General features: G+C 67.6%; 13 protein-coding genes. 4 read left to right on the forward strand and 9 right to left on the reverse strand.

Annotation, left to right across the window (positions count from 1 at the left end; translation table 11 throughout):
- Positions 1-12: 12 nt before the first annotated feature.
- Both KA712_13495 and KA712_13500 read right to left on the reverse strand, forming a co-directional pair.
- Positions 13-1,788: a dynamin family protein gene (locus KA712_13495; protein MCG5053972.1), complete on the reverse strand. Its 1,776-nt coding sequence runs from the start codon at positions 1,786-1,788 to the stop codon at positions 13-15.
- On the reverse strand, positions 1,788-2,699 hold the full coding sequence (locus tag KA712_13500) for a hypothetical protein (protein ID MCG5053973.1): 912 nt from the start codon (positions 2,697-2,699) through the stop codon (positions 1,788-1,790). The genes KA712_13495 and KA712_13500 overlap by 1 nt, the downstream gene beginning before the upstream one ends.
- A 154-nt stretch (positions 2,700-2,853) precedes the next feature.
- On the opposite strand from KA712_13500, the gene tadA reads away from it, so the two are divergent.
- On the forward strand, positions 2,854-3,357 hold the full coding sequence (tadA, locus tag KA712_13505) for a tRNA adenosine(34) deaminase TadA (GenBank protein MCG5053974.1): 504 nt from the start codon (positions 2,854-2,856) through the stop codon (positions 3,355-3,357).
- On the opposite strand, the gene KA712_13510 is transcribed toward tadA, so the two are convergent.
- Positions 3,332-4,090: an N-acetylmuramoyl-L-alanine amidase gene (locus KA712_13510; protein ID MCG5053975.1), complete on the reverse strand. Its 759-nt coding sequence runs from the start codon at positions 4,088-4,090 to the stop codon at positions 3,332-3,334. The genes tadA and KA712_13510 overlap by 26 nt on opposite strands.
- A 115-nt stretch (positions 4,091-4,205) precedes the next feature.
- On the opposite strand from KA712_13510, the gene KA712_13515 reads away from it, so the two are divergent.
- Positions 4,206-5,288 (forward strand): hypothetical protein, encoded by a 1,083-nt coding sequence (locus KA712_13515; GenBank protein ID MCG5053976.1) that lies wholly within the window; start codon positions 4,206-4,208, stop codon positions 5,286-5,288.
- Positions 5,289-5,802: 514 nt separating this feature from the next.
- Here KA712_13515 and KA712_13520 read toward each other — a convergent pair.
- The 6 genes from KA712_13520 to KA712_13545 form a co-directional block, all read right to left on the reverse strand.
- Positions 5,803-7,224 (reverse strand): zinc-ribbon domain-containing protein, encoded by a 1,422-nt coding sequence (locus KA712_13520; GenBank protein ID MCG5053977.1) that lies wholly within the window; start codon positions 7,222-7,224, stop codon positions 5,803-5,805.
- Positions 7,225-7,401: 177 nt separating this feature from the next.
- On the reverse strand, positions 7,402-8,058 hold the full coding sequence (locus tag KA712_13525) for a hypothetical protein (GenBank protein MCG5053978.1): 657 nt from the start codon (positions 8,056-8,058) through the stop codon (positions 7,402-7,404).
- Positions 8,059-8,098: 40 nt separating this feature from the next.
- On the reverse strand, positions 8,099-8,884 hold the full coding sequence (locus KA712_13530; protein MCG5053979.1) for an ABC transporter permease: 786 nt from the start codon (positions 8,882-8,884) through the stop codon (positions 8,099-8,101).
- Positions 8,881-9,852: an ABC transporter ATP-binding protein gene (locus tag KA712_13535; protein MCG5053980.1), complete on the reverse strand. Its 972-nt coding sequence runs from the start codon at positions 9,850-9,852 to the stop codon at positions 8,881-8,883. Before KA712_13535 ends, KA712_13530 begins: the two co-directional genes overlap by 4 nt.
- A 3-nt stretch (positions 9,853-9,855) precedes the next feature.
- Positions 9,856-10,851 (reverse strand): GDP-mannose 4,6-dehydratase, encoded by a 996-nt coding sequence (locus KA712_13540; GenBank protein MCG5053981.1) that lies wholly within the window; start codon positions 10,849-10,851, stop codon positions 9,856-9,858.
- 116 nt (positions 10,852-10,967) lie between these two features.
- Positions 10,968-13,721, reverse strand: a complete 2,754-nt coding sequence (locus KA712_13545) for a TonB-dependent receptor (GenBank protein MCG5053982.1) — start codon at positions 13,719-13,721, stop codon at positions 10,968-10,970.
- A gap of 340 nt (positions 13,722-14,061) precedes the next feature.
- On the opposite strand from KA712_13545, the gene malQ reads away from it, so the two are divergent.
- Complete coding sequence (gene malQ / locus KA712_13550; protein ID MCG5053983.1) at positions 14,062-15,612, forward strand: 4-alpha-glucanotransferase; 1,551 nt, start codon at positions 14,062-14,064, stop codon at positions 15,610-15,612.
- 64 nt (positions 15,613-15,676) lie between these two features.
- On the forward strand, positions 15,677-17,449 hold the full coding sequence (locus KA712_13555; GenBank protein MCG5053984.1) for an efflux RND transporter periplasmic adaptor subunit: 1,773 nt from the start codon (positions 15,677-15,679) through the stop codon (positions 17,447-17,449).
- Positions 17,450-17,458: the final 9 nt, after the last annotated feature.

The raw sequence follows: 17,458 nt of genomic DNA on the forward strand, positions 1-17,458 counted from the left end.
ACCCGCACGCCCTCAGTGCCACATCGCCTGGCGCAGATCCACCAGGCGCTCCTCGAGCGTCTTGAGCTGCGCCCCCGCCCGCGCGAGCCCCTCTTGTTCGGACACCGTGGTGCCGAGTTTTCGATCGCTTTGCGCCCGCTCGAGCACCTCGGCGATGCCCTGGGCCAGCGCGGCCCCTGCTTCTCCGATGAAGGCGTCGAGGCGGCCCGCAAAGTCGTCGACGATCTGCCGAAGCCGCGCGCCCACATCGTCGCCGAGGCTGGTCACCAACTCCGGTACGCGCCGAGCCGCCTCCGCAACCGCCGACCGCGCGGCGCGGGCGCGCGCCAAGGACGCCAGCGCCGGCGTCAGGAGGAACACCATACCGCCCGCCAGCACGTTCACAAAGAGCAGCGCGGTGGTGCCCAGCGCACCCAGGGCGAACACGCCGGCTTCGTAGGTGGGCGTGGGGCGCGACACCCTGAGGCTCTCCCGCGCTGCCCCCAGGGCCTCCCCGACGTCGGCGGCCACTTCGTCGAGCCGCTCGGTGGCCACCGAAACGGCAGCCTCTGCGATGCGCTCGAGCTCTTCGGCCACCAGCTTGCCTTCGGCTTCGATCCAGAGCCGAAAGGTCTGTTCGAGAAAGGGCCCCAGGAAGCGCTCGACATCGTGGGGCTCGGCGGCCGCAACCTCTCGAGGAAGCCGATTGACGAGCGCGTCCACCAGGGTGCGCCGATCGGCATCCACCCGCGCCTTCAGGGCGGCCGACTCCGCGGCAATGGTTTGGCTCGCCTCGGCGAGCACCTTGCGACCGTCTTCGAGCCGCCGACGGGCTTCGGCCACCTTGGCCTCGAGCTCGCTGTCGGAGAGCGACAGGGACGCCTTGCGCATGGCCAGGCTCTGCCGCAGGAAACGGGCGAGCCGCTCCGCATCGTCGAGCGCGTGGTCCACCAGCACCCGCTGACGGTCATCGCCCAAGACCCGATCGATCGCGGCCTGCAGGCGGTCGAGTCCCGAGCCGTCCCGATCGCCGGCCAGCGCCCGCTTTGCCGAGACCTCGATGACGGGAGGATCCGGCGCCACGGCGGCAAGCTCTTGGCGGGCGAACGACAGCACCTCGGCCCGCTCGGCGTCGTCGAGCAGATCGCACTTGGTGATGACGAAGATCAGGCGATCACGGGCGGCCTTGAGGACCCTGTCCTGCAGAAACTTGCGTTCCGAAGCCGACAAAACCTGCGTGCCATCCAGCAGAAACACCACGGCGTCCGCGCGCGGCAGGTAGCCATAGGTCACATCGGCCCGCTGTTCGGACAGGTCGTTGACCCCCGGCGTGTCGACGATGGTGAGGTTGTTGGCCAAGACCGGCGCGTCGAGGCGAATCTCCACCCTGTCCACCCGCGAGGTGGGGGGGGGCTGCACGCGGCCCGTGAGGTAGGCGTCGAGGGCCCCGCGATCCAGCGGAATCCTCGTGCCGTCCTCGAACACGGCCGCCGCGCCGAAGGCTTCACCCCGGCGCAGCTCCGCGAGCGCAGCGGTGGTAGGGGTTGCCGCGGCGGGGAGGAGGCGCTCGCCGATCAAGGCGTTGATGAGCGTGGACTTGCCGCGGTTGAACTCCCCGAGCACCACCAGCGAGAAGCGCTCTTCTTCGAGCTTGGGCACCCGCACCTCCCGCACATCCCGCGCCGTGGTGGCGAGCCCCAGCTGCGCCGCCAGATCGCCAAGCGCGAGCAGACACTCACGGGCGGCGGCTTTGCGCGCCACGAAGTCGAAGGTGGTGCCGTTCGGGCCCACGGAGTCAGGATGGCTCATCAGGAGGCTCCCAGGAGGTCGGAGACGATGTCGTTGCACGCGGACAGGGTCAGGGTGGCCCCCGCCTCACCCTGGACCGCTTCGGGCGCCCCGCCGCCTCTGTAAAACGCGGTTTCCATGAACAAGGACATGGCCTTCACGCGCCGGCGCCATAGCGTCCAGGCCACAGCGTCGAGCCCTGCCGCGGGGTGGGGCTGCAAGGAATCTACGTGCGCCAGGGCGTCCTCGGCGCGAATGTCAGACAGCAGGCGCCGCCCCCCTCCCAGGCGCTTGGCGAGCGCGCTGGCGGTGGCGTTGAGGTTGCGCGTCACCAGCAAGGCGGCACGGTCCGCGGTGACGTCCGCCCCCTGAGCCCACGCGCCCAGCACCACCGCCGCTGACTTTCCCACCCAGCGCAAAGCCGCCGGGGCGCTGGTGTCGAGCACCCAGAGCGTCGTCAACAAGGGGGTATGCTGGTTGTGGATGCGCCCGAGCGCGCTCGCCACGGTGGCTGACAGCTCGGAGGCAGATAGGTGGTCGACGAAGGCGGCGGGCAGCACGACCATGGCTTCCTCCGCTGTACCGAACACACAGGCCTCACGAATGCCGACCGTGGGCGAAATGAACACGCGGGGCGGATCGAGCCCCAGGGTGCGGGCCGCCGCAGCCACCTGTCGGCCCACCTCGGCGAAGCGGCCGCTGGCCACCTCGACGGCGCCCTCGAGCAGATGCGCGCGCCCCGTTTTCTGAAACTCGGCGAGCCCCATCTCGAGCGCCAGCACGACAGGCCGCACCCGCCCGAGGCGGTTGCGCGTCCGCAACTCCGGTCCGTAGGCGTAGGCCGCCCCCTCTCGGACCCTCGCCTCCGCCGCTCGTTTTTCCGCCTGAACGTAACGCGAGAAGGAAAGCTGCGATTCGCTGAGCTCGGCCACCCGCAAAAGTGTACACAACGGCGCCGCGTGGCGCTCGGACGGGGCCTGCCGAGGCCGCCGCCCCCGCTATAGTCTTCCGCCCATGACCGCCCCGTTGCCTCCCGAATCCCCCGCCTTCGACGAGGCGCTGCTGCGGTCGGAGCGGGAGGGTTACATGCGTCTGGCGCTGGAAGCCGCCGCGGCCGCCGCGGTCAAGGGCGAGGTGCCCGTGGGCGCCGTGGTCGTCCTGGAAGGCCGCGTGGTGGCGGTGGCGGCGAACGCCCGCGAGATCGACCATGATCCCACGGCGCATGCCGAGATCCTCGCGCTGCGGGCCGCCGCGCAGTCACTGGGCCACTGGCGGCTGTGCCACGCCGACGTGTACGTCACGCTCGAACCCTGCCCCATGTGCGCGGGGGCCATGGTCAACGCGCGGATCGCGCGGGTGGTCTACGGATGCGATGACCCCAAGGCGGGCGCCGCGCGCACCTTGTTCAACCTGCTCGACGATCCCCGCCTCAACCATCGCGTGGATGTGGTGCCCGGTGTGCTTTCGGACGAGTGCGCTCAGGTTCTGAAGGCCTTCTTCGTCGACCTCCGGCAGCGCCGCAGCGCCCGCAGCGGCGTCGCTCCGGCCGACGGTGAGCCGGCCCTCAGCGCCGGCGTGGGTGACCCGTGATGCCGGGGTCTGCGTGCGCCCGACGCGCCCGCGCCGCCAGATCGGAGATGCCTTTGGCCAAGGCGGCCGCGATGCGCTCCTGGGTGGCCTCGTCCGTAATGGCCTTCCCTTCCTCGGGGTGGTCGATGAAGGCCACCTCCACGAGCACGCCGGGCATGTGCAGGCCTTGGAGGACGTCGAGCGCGGCGCCCTGTTGTTTGACCCCCCGGTCGGCCTCGGCCCCGAGCGCGTCGGCCAGCTCGAGCTGCAGGCGCTTGGCGGCCTCCAAACTCGTTTCCACCAAGAGGTGAACCCGCTGCGCCTGCCACACCCCCTCGCTGACGTCGCCCGCCCGCGCCAGGGCCAAGGCGGCCTCCCGATCGGCTTGGTCGACGGGAAGCACGTAAAGCTCGAAGCCCTTCTGGGTGCCCCGGCTCGGCCCCTCGGGTGAAGCGTTCGCGTGCAGGCTCAAAAAAAGGTCGGCACCCGCTTCGTTTGCACACCGCACCCGCGCGCGGATGGGCACGAGCACGTCGCGGTCCCGGCACAGCACCAGCCGCACCTGCCGGTGTCGCTCTAGCCGCCGCTTCACCCGCTGTGCGATCTGCAGGGTCAAACGCTTTTCGTAGACGCCCTCGCCCAAGCCCATAGCGCCCAGGTTGGTGCCCCCGTGACCCGGATCCAGCGCCACGGTGAAGGGACGCTGTGCCTCGGGCGCTGCCACCAAAGCGGAGAGCAGGAGCGCGGTCCACACGGGACGAGGATAACGTGGGCGGCGCCAAACCCCAAACCCCCGGGGGACGTGTCCAAGGCCCCCCTGCGGTCATCCCGCGCCCGGCAGGCGTCTTGCGGGGTATGCTCCCGGCAACGTGCCAGATTCTTCGAGTCCCTTCACCCGCGCTGACCGGTCGCCCCGCCTTGCCACCCTGAATTTGACCGCGCTCACCGCGGTGGTGGTGGTGCTGGATCTGGTGTGGACCCGGACCACGGCGCGCCTGCTCCTGCCGCGCGACGGGTTGTCTGCGGGGGTGAACGAGGGCCTCATCGCGCTCGGCGGGTTCCTGTCCCACCTGTCGGGCCTGCTCTCGCTCGCGCTGCTGCTGATGGCACTCGCGGTGGGCGCCAACCGCGAGCGGGTGTTCCCCCGGGCCCTGCAGGTGAGCGTCGTGTTCGTGGCCGCCCTGTTCGTGCTGCTCGCCGGAAGGGCGTTGTGGGGGCCCCTCGGCAGTCGATCCGCGCTTTACGTCAAGATTGCCTATGCCTTCATGACGCTGTTCCTCCTGCTAGGGCTCTTGCGCCATCGCCGGTGGCGCCGCACCGCCGGCTTTGCCCTCATCGCGCTGGCGGGCGTCGCAGGCGCTGCCGCGAGCTTTCTGGACGCTCTGCGCGGCGCCGAGGCGGGGGCTACGCTGGTGGGCCGTCTTGGGCAAGCGCTCGCGCTCACCGCCGCGTTGGCCAGCGCCCCCCTCCTCGCGCCCCGCAGAGACGAGTTGGTGAACCGCCGGGCCGGGCCGCTGGCTGCCGCTGCCGGCGTGCTCACGGCCGCCATCACCTTCACGCTGGTGCAGACCCGCTTCGACCTCATGGAGGCGCTGGGCGCCCACGGCCTCAACCTCGCCCTGGTCCCACCCGGAACGCCGGGCAGTTGGCTGTTTCAGGTGACGTTCGCCCTGGCAGCCGCCTCCGTGGTGCACACGCTGGTTGCGTGCGCCGGAGGTTCCCCGCCCCTGCGCCTCGTCGGGTACGGCCTGCTCTTGACCGCGGCCGCAGGCTACGCGCCCGGCAGCCCCTCACTGCTGGCCGCGTCCCTACTTGGCGCGGTCGCCATCGTGGTCGGGGTGACGCGGATGCCGGGACCTGTGAACCTGCCGAACGAAAAGGGCCGCCAGCGCGCCGAGCGGGCCCACCAGGACGTGCAGCCACGCAAAGACGGGGCCTCGTCGGCTCCTTGATTCCACCGGCCACGCCGGGTCGTTCGCCTCGAGGGGGTAGCGTCCGCGAACCCCGACCAACTCCGGGAAAGGGCCTTCGCTTTCGCTGAGACGCGTGGGTGCCAGGTCGTTGACCGTGACGGCGTCCGACCAGGGCAAGTAGCGTTCCCAAGGGGCCAGGAACCCGCTCACGAGCACCGCCCCCAGGAGCGCCACCCACCCGAGGGTGGCGGCCCCATTCCCTGCCTTTCGGCGCCAGGCCACGAACGCCCAGCGCAAGATCACCGCCGCCATCGCCAGGCCCGCAGCCCGGTGCCCCCAGGCCAAGGCGTGCTCGGCGGCCACGTGGAGGCCGAGGCGCCCCGGGTGGGTCCCTGCCCAAAAACCACGCCCCCCCGGGCGGTGGTACACAGCGAGAGCGCCGCCCGTGAGGATGAGCAAGGCCGCCAACGAGGGCAGCCAGCGTCCGCCGGGCAAGGCCCCGAGGCCCGCACGCGATTCCCGGGCCTCGTGTCCCGTTCCAGGCACCATGGGCTCAGGGGTCGCGGGGCTCGCTGAGCACCGACGCTGGTGAAGGCGGGGGGGTAGACGGCGGGGCGTAGGCGGCCGGCGCGGGGGCAGAGGGAAGGCCGCTCGGGCTCGCCGCTTCGGCTCGGTCCTCCAGGACCTGGAGCTGCCGGCGTGCTGCCGGGGCGTCTTCACCCGCCGCGTTGACCTGCAGATAGCGCCGGTACATCTCGATGGCCTGGTCGACGCGTCCTTCGGCTCGCAGGGCCTCACCCATACCGAAAAGCGCGGGCCCGTATGAGGGCGCCTCGGCCAGGGCCCGCTCGAAGAAGCCCAAGGCAGGTTTGGGGCGGGACTTGTCGAGCATCACATACCCAAGGCCTGCCAAAGCCTCGGCGCCCTGAGGTTTTTGCTTCAGCGCCTTGTCGTAGAGCCGAAACGCCCTGTCCGGCGCACCATTTTCGAGCAAGCGATCGGCAGCAGCGACGAGGGGCTCGTAGTGCGTAGGCTCGGCGATCGCACCCGCGCCCTCGTCGGCCCGCGGCGCCGGCGGGGGCACCACCGCCACGGGCGGGGCAGACGGCGGGGCGGCCACCGCGGGGGGTGGCGCCGGCCGCGGGGGCGCCGGCCGCGCGGCCTCGGGCGGGCGGTCCAGAGTCTGCGGGAGGGCGAGGGTCGAGGCAGTCGTTCCCGCCGGGGGCGGCGCAGGGCTCTTCGGGGCGAGAACGCCAGGCCCTTTGAGCCACACCACAGCCCCGATCCCCGCGGCGACGACGAGGGACGCAAACACGAGGATCCCCGTCCTGCGCACCGGCACCACCGCCGTCGACGGCTCTTCCTCGGCCGTCATCGTGGGTGTGTCTCCCCCGGCAGACCACCGATCGAGGGCTTCGAGTTCCGGCGCTGGCGGGGGTTTGCGCGGGGCCGGCGGGGCTTTGTGCGGCGCCGGGGCGGCGGTCGCCCCTCGGTCCGGCAGCTCCGCCGAAAGGCTCGCCACCGCAGCGGGGCTCGGTCGAGGGGAGCCGATGCGCCGCGCGCGTTCGGCTTCGCTCTTGAGGCTCTGCGCGTCCACCGTGGCACGGGCCGCGCGCGCGCGGTCGGCTTCGTCGACCACGTCGAAAAAGGGCGCCAGCTCCACGATCTCTCCCAGACGCCGCCAGGCCTGACCCGTGCGCGAAATCTTGTCTTCCCGGGTCACCTTGCGTTCGATGATCCATTTCTGGAGCGAAGTGAGGTTTCGGAAACGGTGAAGGCGGCCGTCGGAGGTCTCGAGTAGCCACTCGGCAGCAGGGGGCGAGGGCAGCGCAGCCTCCGCCATCGCAGCCGCCGGCACACGGGACACGGTGAAGGTATGCCCACAGGTCGCGCACTGGACGGGACAGCCTCCTGCAGGCACGGCATCGTCATCGAGCTCGTACTCGGTGGCGCAACGCTCGCAGCGAACATCCATGAAAAGGCGAAGCCTCAGGGTGCAGTGATGGGAATCCGCCGCGCGCGGGCCCCTCGACGAAGGTAACGGGGAAGGGACACGAGCCCAGCGAAGCGCGCCTCGCATCCCTTGGCGTGTGGCTGTTTTATCACAGGGACGCCGCCCGCAGAAAACCCTGAGCGCCCCGGTACCCGCTCGTCACCACGCCAGCCCCAGCAAGAACAGCGCGAGCCCCATGACGAAGGCCAAAACCGCGCCAAGCGCGGGCCCACGGTTGAGCTTCAACGCCGGCGTCAACCCCCGTGTCATGAAGGCCCACGCGCCTCCCACCCACAGGAACAGGCCGGCCAAGGCCACCAGCGCCGGAAGGGGCCTCGGCCCGGGCAAGGCGTTCAGTTTGTCGCGGTGAAAGCTCTCTCGTCGTGCGAGGCTTTCAGGGGTGTCCGCCTGTCCGACGCTCTCCCACCGCGCGTACAGCGTGGCAAGCCGCTCGTTGGCTTTCCGGAACGCCGCCGCGTGAGGCAGATAGATCGACCGGGTGGCCAGCACGGCGGTTCGCAGAGCTTCGAGCGCACGCCGCTCGACGTCCGCATTGGGAGGGGCATCCGGCGAGGGAAACGCGAGTGTCTCCAGCCGATTGAAGGCCAGGGCCGCATAGGGATTCCCTGGATAGAAGGCGCGCGCGGCGTCCAGATGGTGCGCGATCGCCTCGAGCGTGGCGCCCTCCGTCTCGAGGGCGCGCCCCCGCGCGAGTCCTGTCCGTGCCTCCCAGGTGAGCCTCCCGAGGACGACGAGCAACGCGAGCAGCAAGGCCGTTCCGAGCAGGGACCAGGTCTTTCGTGGCCGGAGGGACACCGTCTGCACCTTGGCACAAATCGGGCGCGAATGAGCGGGCTCAAACGAAGTCGCGGCGTCTGAAAATGAGGATCGCCGCCCCGAGCGCCAACGCCGAGTACCCGAACCCGTAGAGCGTCGTCCACACGAGGTACGAAGCGTCCACGAACGCTTGATGCACGGTCACGCGCTCCACTCCCACGATCGTGCCTGAAGGAAAGAACAAATGAAGGTTCGGGATGAGCTTCGTGAGCGCCGCCACGACGAGCCCAGCCCCCCCTCCCATACGCCGGCCCATTTCGAGGAGGTCGGGCGTCGACCGCCCCACGATGAACAGCCCGAGCGCAAAGAGCCCTGACAGAAACGGGGTCGAGAACGCCGAGAACACGAGCGCTATCGACGTGACTACCACCACATTGACGAAGAGCAACCACAGGGCCTTCAACATGGCGGGCTCCACGTCGGCCCCCTGCAGCAGCAACATTCCCTGCGCCACCATACCCATGACGGTGACCTGCACGGCGAGGGTCATCACCATGCCCATCCATTTACCCAGCACGAATTGATGCCGGTCGATGGGTTTGGGAAGCAAGGTGTAGATCGTTTTGAGCTGGAGTTCCTTGTAAAGGAGGTTCACCCCCAAAAAGATGGCGATGAGCACCCCAAACACGTCGACACCAAAGAGGCCAAGGTCGCGGGTCAGGCGGAGGCCTTCTCCGAGGGTGAACTCACCCAAAAAGAAGGAAGCCAAGATCAACGCAAGGGCAAAGAGCAACAGGCTGTAGAGGACCTTGTTGCGGACCGCTTCGCGAAACGTGTTGAGCGCGATCGCCAAAATCTGTGTCACGGTCGCCCCTCCGCTTGCCGGCTCTGCTCCTCCCCTGGCATGCCTCTGTTGGCCTCGCGGACGAAGAAGGCCTCGAGCGACTCTCTGCGAGGGGACACGGACATCACATGGGCGCCCGATGCCAGAACGGCCTGCAGGTAGGCGTCCACATCGGCGCCACCCGGCACGTCGAGCCTGATGTCCTCGCCGCTTTCGAGCCGGTCCGTTCCCGGCGGGGGCGTGGGGAGGGGCCGATCCACCGACGGCCTCAAGAGCAGCTCCGTGGCGACGATTTTGGCCGAGAGCAGCTGCGTGAGCGGCCCCTGGCTCACCGTGCGTCCCCCTACCACCAAAGCAACCCGATCGCAGATCATCTCCACGTCGGGCAAGATGTGCGTCGAGAAGAAGATCGTCTTGCCTTCCCGCTTGAGGGAGACCATGAGATCGCGCACATCCTTGCGCCCAAGCGGGTCGAGCCCCGTCATCGGTTCGTCGAGGATGACGAGCTCGGGGTCGCCCATGAGCGCTTGTGCGATGCCCACCCGCTGAAGCATCCCCTTCGAGAACTTGCGCAAGGGGCGTCCGCGGGCGTGTTCGAGGCCCACCCGCCCCAAGAGTTCGTCTCGCCGCTGCCGGGTCTTGGCGCCAGACAGTCCCACGAGCCGACCCACGAAATCGAGGAACTCCTCTGCCGTCAGGTACTCGTAGAAGTAGGGCGTCTCGGGCAAGTAGCCGAGGCGCCGCTTTGCTTCTCGATCAGCCACCGGCCGCCCCAGCACCCGTGCCTGCCCCCGATCGGGGAAAACCAGGCCCATCAGCATCTTCATGGTCGTGGTTTTTCCCGCGCCATTGGGCCCCAAAAACCCGAAGATTTCCCCCTGCTGCACCTCGAAGCTCACCTCCCGCACGGCTTCGACGCGCTTGCGAAAGAAGCCCAGACGGAAGGTCTTCGAAAGGTTTTCGGCAAACAAAGCCGGCGGGCCGGACATCGCTCAACTCCCCGTGTCGCTTAGATGACGCCGGTACCAATAGACCGTTCGCAACAACCCTTCTTCGAGATCGATGCGCGGCTCATACGCGAGCAGCTCGCGCGCCTTGCTGATGTTCGGGATGCGCAGTTCGACGTCGGGGTGATCCCAGGGCACGAACTCGATGTGACTCGACGAGGAGGCCAGCCGCACGATCTCGCGGGCCAAGCTGTGAATGGTGAGAGTCGAGCGCGGGTTGCCGATGTTGAACGCGTGCCCCACGGCCTCGTCGCGCGTGATGGCCAGCAAGATGCCTTCGACGATGTCATCGACGTAACACCACGCCCGAATCTGCGAGCCATCGTTGTGGATGCCGAGCGGCTCGCCCTTGAGCGCCTTCAGGATGAAGTGATGGACGGCCCCCTCTCCGACCTGCCGCGGGCCGTAGATGTTGAAGGGCCGAATCGAGCAGGTAGGCAGTTGGTACTGCTTCCAGTAATTCATGGCGAGGTGCTCTGTGGCCAGCTTGGCCACGGCGTACGTCCATCGGGCCTCGCCCACGGCCCCCAAGGTGGTGGCATCCCATTCCGTTACGTTGAACGCGTAACGCCCGAAGACCTCACTGGTCGAAAAGTCGATGACCCGCTTCATGCGGCCATGACCCACTTCGAGCGCTGCTTCCAAAACGTTCATGGTGCCTTCGAGGGACACCCGCATCGTCAGCACCGGGTTGTTGATCACCGTGTCCACACCGGCGATCGAGGCCAGATGGACCACGGTGTCGCAGCCCACCATGGCTTTTCGCACCTGGGCAGCGTCCATCACGTCCCCTTTGATCACCGTCACCCTGGGATGGCTGTCGAGCCCCACCTGGGCAAGCGCGTTCCGCCGTAGGGTATCGAGCACCACGATCTCGTTCTTGGGCGCCAGCCGCTCGACGAGGTGTGACCCAATGAACCCTGCGCCCCCCGTGATGAGCACCCGTCGTCCCTCGACCGCTGGACCCCTGTGATTCGTCATGAAAGTACGCCGAATCATCCTATCGCCACCACGTGCACTTTCCTAAAGCGCGCGCCTTCGAAACACGAACGCCCCGGACGAGTCCAGGGCGCGCGGGATTTACACCAGAGTCTGCCTCAGTACTTGAACTGGAAGCCGACCCGCAGCCGAAAGGGGGCCTGTCGGTTCGAAAACGCGAGCCCACCCACGGCGGTCGCCTGGGTTTGGTAATCGGTCACCGTGCGCAACGCGAGCAGGTTCAGCACGTCCACGTACACCGACGCGTTGAAGCGGGTGATCGGCTTGAGGTTCACGCGGGCCTGCATGTTGAAGGTCTGCAGATCCGGCAACCGAAAGGCGTAGTCGTCGCCGGGATCGTTGAGCTGTAGGCCCGGATGAAAGCCCCGTTTGGCGCGGAAGTCGGTAAAATTTCCGGTGATGGCGTTGAAGTAGACGAGGTTGAGGGGCCCGCCCGAGCTGTAGTTGTAGGTAATGCCCGTCGAGAACCACGAGTTCCACTGATAGGTGGCCTGCGAGCGAATCGAGTGGCGGGTGTCGCCGTCGAGGTCGCCAAACTGGAACACGTCCTGCGCGGGGTTGTTCAAAAGCGCGTTTTGAAACCCGTCCACCACGTTGCCCGTCAACTTGCTCCACGTGTATGTGAAGTTGATCTTGAAGGCGCCCTCCCGCTTGCGGATGTTCGTGGTGACACCGACGTAGCGGCGCCGCGCTTCCGAGGGCGTCTCGAGGCTGAACACCCGGATGTTGCGCCCGTCCCTGAAGCGACCCGTGGGCTCGAGGTCGGTGCCGGCGGCGTTCCATATGGCGTTGACTTCACGGTCTTCGTACGGATTGCGGAAATCGCGGTAGACGAAATCGGCGCCGATGCCCACGCCCTGCACGATTTCTCGCTCGACGCCTGCGGTGTACTCCCAGGTGCGGGGGACCTTGAGTTCCTGAAGACAGGACGACCCGTCGGGGTTGATGCCGTCGGGTCCACAGGGACTGCCGATGGTCTTGCCACCCAGACCTCCCTCAAAGTTACAGTCTCTCGTAAAGTCGCGGGCATTGTCGTCCCACTGACAGGCTCTGATCGTCCGGCTTGCCCCGATGTAGTTGGCGATGCTCAAGTTGCCCGGGTCGACCTTTTGGCTGAAGCTGGCGCGCAACGAAGTTCGCCCGTCGTGGGTCACGTCCCAGGCGGCCGATACGTTGGGCGTCACAGTGGCAAAGTCGATGACGGCTTGGCCGAGGCCGTCTTCGGCCCGGTTGGCCAGGACGCCCACGCCCGGGGTGAGCGTGAGGTATCGGTATTTCGGCAGCTTGAATTGGTCCTGCAGCGAAAACTGCACGAGGTTCGACTGCGACGTGCTGATCGCCCATCCGTACCGGCCCGGTTCGGTGAGAGGGTCGTTGACGAAGAGCTCACGCTTTTGGAAGGGATCAGCGCCGTCGAAGACGTAGATGGCATCACCTGGGGTGGTCTCGATGTTTTCGAGCCGTGCCCCTTTGTACCGGGCCGTGAACTTGATGTTGTGGTTACCAATCGAGGGCTTTTCGACGAAGTACTCGAGGGTGTTTTTGAACTCGAGCGTTCCCGACGTGGTGCGGCGGTGGGTGTTATAGTTCTGAAACTCGAAGGCCGGGTTGAGCTGCCGCAAAGGGTTCACGGAGTCGCACACCTCGGGCTCCTCACGGCACATCTCGGGCCCGAAGTCCTGATTGAACTGCTGGGCGCCGAGCTGGGACCGGAAGAGCAGGTTGTCGGAGAGCATGGATTCCCAGATGAGGCCCGCGAAGATGTCCAGATTGTCCATCTTCCACTGGGCGTCACGGTCCTGGTTGAACCCGTCAGCGGCGTTTTTGAAGTAGTCGCGGTTGAAGATGTAGACGGCCTGAAGCTTGTTCCGCGGCGTGATCTGCCAGGTGAGCTTGCCGTTCGACCGGAACGAGTTGTCCGACCGGCGCGGCGGATCGGGGCGCAGGCCCACGGGGTCCCGGCCCCGGTCCGTGATCGTGTTGCGGCCTTCGACCGTGGTGAAGAACCACAGGCGGTCCTTGACGATCGGCCCGGAGAGGTTCACCGCCAGGCTGGAGTTCATCGCGAAGTTGCGGCCATCGAACTCGTCCAGGAAAAACCGCATTTGCGAGTTGTCGTGGAACCCGTTGACTTCCACCTCGTACTTGTTCGACCCGGACTTCGTGACCGCGTTCATGACGGCGCCCGAGGCGTTCGAGTTCTCGGCGCTGGCGCCGCCCGTTTGCATCTCGAGGTTGGCCAAGCTCTGGAAGGTGATGATCTGGCCGCGTCCGCCCTCGACGTTATTCACCTCGAAGCCTTCGAGCTGGTACGAGTTGGAGGCCGAGGTGCCGCCACGGACCCGCTGGCCCACGGTACCAGCCACGTTGTTGGCCATGACGTCCTGAACGCTGCTGCGGCTCTCGAGCGGCAGGTTATCCAAAAATTGCGCGTCGAACTTTTCCACCACCTGGGGGGACGTGGTGTTGACCACCGGAGCCTTCGCCTCGATGACGTAGTCGTCGGGCTCCTCCTTCTGGGCAACCTCCATGATGATGTAGATCTCGGAGGGGCCGCTCGTGCCGACGGGGATGCCCTTTTGGGTTTTCGTCTTCAAACCAGGGGCTGACGCCGTCACCTGGAAGTCGCCCGGCATCAAACCGATGATGCGAAAGGAGCCTTCCGAGTTCGAGAAGACGCTGCGCTCGCCCATGTTGGTCGAAGACGTGGCGACCAGCTTGACGCCCTTGACGGGGGTGCCGCCTTCGTCAAACACCGTTCCCTGAATCGTACCCGTCAGCTGTGCCAAAGCGACGGAGGGAAGGGAGCAGATGGCGAATGCGAAAAGGGCGCGCGCAACGAAACGCTTCATCTGAGCCTCGCTCTAAGTCCGGGTAGAATGTGGTCGGTACAGCAGTCCCGAGGGACGACGTTGGGGACGATGGGTGTGATCCTTAGACCGTAAAGTCGCGGACCCAGGGCAACTAATTTTTCTAAATCCACAGCAGGGCGCACGGGGGTACCCAGGGGGAAAGCCAGGGGCCTTTCGCTACCACGAGGCCCCGAGTCTGACAAGGAATAATTCCTGGACACCCCCTGGGTCCGAAATGGCAAGACGGCCCACAAAACAGCGGGTTTCGGCCCCTTTTCGAGCCTCCCCGCACGGCTCACCCCCTTTCGGGATTCGCGGTTGCAGGCCATAGTCTCCGCAGATGTCGATACAGCCGTCGAGGAGAAGCGCCGGGGTGGTGATGCCGCTTTTTTCCCTGCGCTCGGACGCGGGGTGGGGCGTGGGGGAGATCCCGGATCTCATTCCGTTCAGTGGGTGGGCCGCCGACGCGGGGTTCTCGGCGGTGATGCTGTTGCCCTTTCACGAAGTGTGGCCCGGGGAGACGAGCCCCTACGGCGCCGTGACGGCGTTCGCGCTCGACCCCGTGTTTTTGCGTTTGGATGCCTGCGAGGACTTCCGCGCGCTCGGGGGGGAGGCGGGGGTCTTGGGCCCGTCCGAGCGGGAACGTCTCGTGGCCTGCCGCGCGGCCGAGCGGGTTTCATGGGATGAGGTGCGCGCGCTCAAGAGCACCGCCGTGCGCCGGGCTCACGAGCACTTCACCCGTACGGCCCCGGGGACGCCACGGTACGAAGCGTTCGAGCGGTTCTGCCGCGACGAGGCCCACTGGCTCGACGACTACGCGCTCTACCACGCCCTCGCCACGCAACACTCTCCCAACTGGGCCGCGTGGCCCCAACCCGTGCGCGACCGAGAGCCGGAGGCACTGGCGGCCGCCCGCCGGGAGCTGGCCACGTGGGTGAGCTACCGCCAGTACGTCGAGTGGCAGCTCACGCTCCAGTGGCACGAAGCCCGAGAGCAAGCGAACCGGCGTGGTGTCAGCTTCGCGGGTGACTTGCCGTTCGTGGTCTCGCGCGATGCCGCCGACGTCTGGGCCAACCAACGTGCCTTCCGCCTCGACCTGCGCCTCGGCGCCCCTCCTGACGAGTTCTCGGCCGAAGGGCAGGACTGGGGGCTTCCGGTCTATGACTGGGACTTCCTCAAGAGGCACGACTACGCCTGGCTCCGCGCGCGGGCGGAGCGCTCGAGCCGACTGTGCGGCATGTGGCGCATCGATCATGTCGTGGGTCTTTTCCGTTCTTACTATCAGACCCACACCGGTGAGCCGCCAGGCTTCCTTCCCCCCGATGAGCCCTCGCAGCGTGCCCAGGGTCGCGCCACGCTCGAGGCCTTCCGCGCGGCGGGAGACATCCTGGCCGAGGACCTGGGAGTCATTCCGCCCTTCGTCCGCGCCAGCTTGAAGGAGCTCCGCATCCCGGGCTTCAAGGTGCTGCGCTGGGAGCGAGACGAGCTCATCTACCGGGACCCTCGTCAGTGGGACGAGGTTTCGGTGGCAACGACCGGCACCCACGACACCGACACCCAAAAGGAATGGTGGCAAACCCTACCCCACGCCGAGCGAGAGGCGATCTTGCGCTTGCCCGGACTCGAGCCCTTCGGCCCGGATGCGGGCTACACGGCCGCGCTGCGGGATGCCCTTTTGCGCCTGGTCTACGAGGCGCCGTCCCGCTTGGTGCTCGTCCCGTTCCAGGACGCGCTCGGCCTCGAGGGGCGGGTGAACTTGCCGGGGAGCGTTTCACCCGCGAACTGGACGTATCGTATGCCGATGAGCCTGGAGACGCTCACCACCGACCGGGCGACGATGCATCGGCTGCGCGAGCTCGCTGCGGTCACGGGCCGGCTCCCGCAGGGCTGACTCAGCTTCGCCCCGCTTGCGCTAAAGCTGGCGACAAATCGCAGGGGGAGTCATGATGCTCCCCATGGATAGCGGCGCGGTGCGCTTTCGGCGGGATCTCCCCGTCGAGCGGGTGGAGACGGACGGCTACACGTTTTTCGAGGTGAAGCGCCCGGGCGGCGAAGCCTTCCGGCTTTACGAGTTCGAGCATCAAGTTGCGCTCGAGCTTGATGGCAAAACGTGGGAGCAAGTATGCGCAACGGTGCGGGACAAACACGACCTCGTGCTCACGCCGGCGCAAATCGAGGCCTTCGCTGCCGGCTTGGCTGAGTTGGAGCTGCTCGAGGCCGGGGCGTTTGCGGACGCTCCGCCGCCCGTGCGAAAGGGCCCTGTCGCGCCCGGCCCCGACCCTGCCACGGCTTCGCTGCCGCGCGCAGATTCGGCCGAGGCGGCAGACCTCGACGCGTTCGAGAACGAACCCACCGCGGGCCTTGGCCGGCCCTCGCTCCTCGGACCGGGTCTCGGCGCTTCCCGATCCGTGTCCGCGGAGCTGCCCGTGGACAGCGAACAACGGCAACGCGCGGCCTCGTGGCACGAGGCAGAGCCCACGGCCCTCATGAACAGCCTCTCCGACCTGCTCGCCGTCTCCCGTGCGAAGACGGGGGAGACCGTGATCGAAGCCGAGACCGAGGCCGAGCCTGAGGAGACCTCGGGCCCCGGTCTTCCCTTCGGCACGGCGGCTTCGCCCCGGATGACCATGGAGATCATGGCGGCCGCGGCGCGCTTCGACGATCCCTTCCCGTTGCCTGAAGCCGCCCCCGAGGCGCCTTCTTCACCGAGTCCCTCTTCGTCCCCGACTGGGCACCGCCCCGGACGGCTTTGGGTGTGGGCCCTCGTGGCCATTGCGCTGGCCGTGGGTATCGGATTTGCTCTCTTCAGGTTCGTCCTGGCCCCTCCCGCGGGCCCCGTGTCGGTGACGACGGTCTTGCCTGCCCCGGTGGCGGTGTACCGGTGGTTCGAAACGACGGGCACCCTGCAGGCGGCCGCCGCCGCGACCCTGTCCTTGCCTGCGGGCGGTCAGCTGGCAGAGGTCCGCGAGGCCGGGATGCGGTTTGCGCCCGGGGACGTATTGGCTGTAACCGAAGAGGGCAAAAAGCTGCGCAAAGAGGTGGACCACCTGCGCGAACGGATCGCCTACTACCAGCAGATGCTCGAGACGATGACGGCCGAGGGAAACAAGGCCGAGGCCCGCCAGGCCGAGCTGAAGCTCAAAGACAAGCAGCGCGCCTTCGACGAGGCCTTTCGGGCCTTCCGTGAGCTGGCCGTGGTGGCCCCGTCGAGCGGCGTCATCGAGCGGGTGCTGGCTTCGGCCCCGGAGCGTCTCAGACCCGGCGCTCCGGTCTTTGCTCTGCAAAGCCGCAAGGTGCGCGGCGTGTTTCGATTGACCAAGGACGAGATGGCACAAGCCGAGCGTTTGGCGTTCTGCCGGGCCCTGGTGCAGGACAAACCCTTCGATTGTGCGTTCGTGCCCGGCGACGAACCCGAGGCGCTGGCCATAGAGTTGCCGGCCGAGGCCCCCGACACCGAGGGGCTGACGGTGGCCCTGGCGCGGGCCCGCTACGACGGTGTCTTCGCCGTGCCCGCGCGCGCGGTGGTGCAGGTGGGTAACACCGAGCGGCTCTTCGTCGCGGCCCCCTCGGGCCGGGCCGAGGTGCGCGCCGTGTCCCTGGCTGAGCGCGGACCAGAGGAGGCCCTCGTGGCGCAAGGGCTCGAGGTGGGCGATGCGGTGATCATAGAAGCGCCCCCAACCCTGGCACCGAACGTGCGCATCCAGGTGGGCAAACGCATCTTGCAGTAAACGGCTGCA

This window comes from Myxococcales bacterium, assembly GCA_022184915.1.
In the GTDB taxonomy this organism is placed as follows: domain Bacteria; phylum Myxococcota_A; class Polyangia; order Fen-1088; family Fen-1088; genus JAGTJU01.